Here is a 1683-nt window from a genome sequence, read left to right on the forward strand (position 1 = left end):
ATTTTTTTCACTGGTGATTGCAGAACTGTTTTTCGGTCAGAATGACGGTACGCTGATGCCGCTGCATCAGGCACGGACTTTCCCAATCCTGACAATAGCCTCCGGGCCCGCAAATAGCCTACGAAGCACGGCCAGGCTATCGAGTCTGTAAGAGGCGATGGTGGTCGATATGGGCAGTACGACCACGGACGTCGGCGTTTTGTGTGGCGGATTTCCCCGCCAGTCGGCGATGGAGGCTGAAATAGGCGGAGTCCGTACTAACTTCCGCATGACGGATATCGCGTCTATTGGCTTTGGGGGTGGTTCAGTAGTCACTCTGGACGCGGAAGGTGATATCAGTATCAGGCCGGGAGCGTGGGCTATGCCTTGCCGCAGCAGTTGCTAGTTTTTTGGCGGAGTCACCCTAACAGTGATGGATATCGCGGTGGTCCGCTGCTGGGCGGACATTGGCAACGCCAGGTGGGTCGCGCATTTGTACCCGTCAATGGTGATCCTGGTGGCGGAGCATTATGTGGCGATGGTTGAAAAATGCCTTGCGCGTGTATGAACACCAGTCAGCATGACATGGGTAATCCTGGGTAAAAGGGAGGCGCAGCGTTGCTTCCTATGCATATCCTATGCATATTAAAGGCGCCTCTGAGGTGATACGTCCGCCCAATGCCGGTGTTACCAACGCCACCTACGTGGCTATTGCCCAGGTTATCGGTAGCGTGTAGTTTAGACACACCATTGTTTTACCGAGCAATGAGTCGCTGGAATTTTGTGCTTACTTCGGGCGGAACATCAGGCACGAGAGAAGGCCATCGCCGCCGGCGCTCTGTCGGAAACAGTGGATATTATTGAGCTGGATTCGCTTCCTCTGGGTTATATTCCCGCTAATACGGTCAGGATCCGCGCCCGGGCCCGGGCACGGGCGCGGTGGTAGGCGTGGCTTGCCCCTGAGCATTAGTCGATGTTCGCAGTAGGAACTCGCCTTGATGCATTTGCTAGAGGGTGGTCAAATCTGCTAAGCCACTCAGATGTCCTTTACCTGTTAATCATAAAAAATAACTAATTTAGGAGAATGCTAACTTGGCATAGTTCTTGTAATATACCAAAAGAGCTTAAATTCACCGTCGCGGAGGGCGCATCGTGCCCAATAAGGAGTTACCCCATTCTGTAAATATTGTTGTCATTGTATTTTCTCATGCTGATTATTGACCGATGTCTCAGTGTTATATTTGCTGGTGGATGCTGGCGATGCTGTTTGCTATAGGCTGTTCTTCACGGCGGGCAAATTTCTGCCGTGACTGTTGGTCGCGTTAGTTGCGGTTTGATTATCGCATGCACTAGGTCTTTGGAGTTAAAATGTGGGATGGATCCATAGCCTTGAGTTTTTTACCCTACAGGGCGATATTTTTTCTTGAGGCGGTTGTTAGGAAAAGCTCGCCTTAAACTCATTGATTTCATCAATGCCGGCCAATAAATAGCGGCAGCAAGCCAAGCCGCATGGTGCGAAAAATTCTGTTTTACCCCTAAATTTTTACAGTGTATTATATCATAGCGTAGTGTGACGGGCTTCTCGAGAGACGCCCGTTGTTTTTTTCAGCGGGAGTGACATCAGGGAAAAAAAAGCGTCTGCGCGGATCAGGTAGCATTCTACCGTCACGGGATAACCGTTGGCCTGCCGGCTCTCAAGCGCCT

General features: G+C 51.0%; 3 protein-coding genes. All 3 read left to right on the forward strand.

Annotated features, from left to right (window positions below; translation table 11 throughout):
* Window positions 1-169: 169 nt before the first annotated feature.
* The 3 genes from BG74_RS06935 to BG74_RS13830 all read left to right on the forward strand — a co-directional run bounded on the left by BG74_RS06935 (window position 170) and on the right by BG74_RS13830 (window position 925).
* Window positions 170-385, forward strand: a complete 216-nt coding sequence (locus BG74_RS06935; protein ID WP_244267404.1) for a hydantoinase/oxoprolinase family protein — start codon at window positions 170-172, stop codon at window positions 383-385.
* A 24-nt stretch (window positions 386-409) separates the two neighbouring features.
* Window positions 410-547 (forward strand): hypothetical protein, encoded by a 138-nt coding sequence (locus BG74_RS14950; protein WP_204376345.1) that lies wholly within the window; start codon window positions 410-412, stop codon window positions 545-547.
* 213 nt (window positions 548-760) lie between these two features.
* A complete protein-coding gene (locus BG74_RS13830; protein WP_187202757.1) occupies window positions 761-925 on the forward strand; it encodes a hypothetical protein in 165 nt (54 codons plus the stop codon).
* The last annotated feature ends 758 nt before the right edge of the window (window positions 926-1683 follow it).

Source organism: Sodalis-like endosymbiont of Proechinophthirus fluctus (assembly GCF_001602625.1).
In the GTDB taxonomy this organism is placed as follows: Bacteria; Pseudomonadota; Gammaproteobacteria; order Enterobacterales; family Enterobacteriaceae.

Bases quoted from the DNA above. Each gene is read 5' to 3' on its own strand.
- BG74_RS06935 (WP_244267404.1), top strand. From the start codon at position 170: ATGGGCAGTACGACCACGGACGTCGGCGTTTTGTGTGGCGGATTTCCC.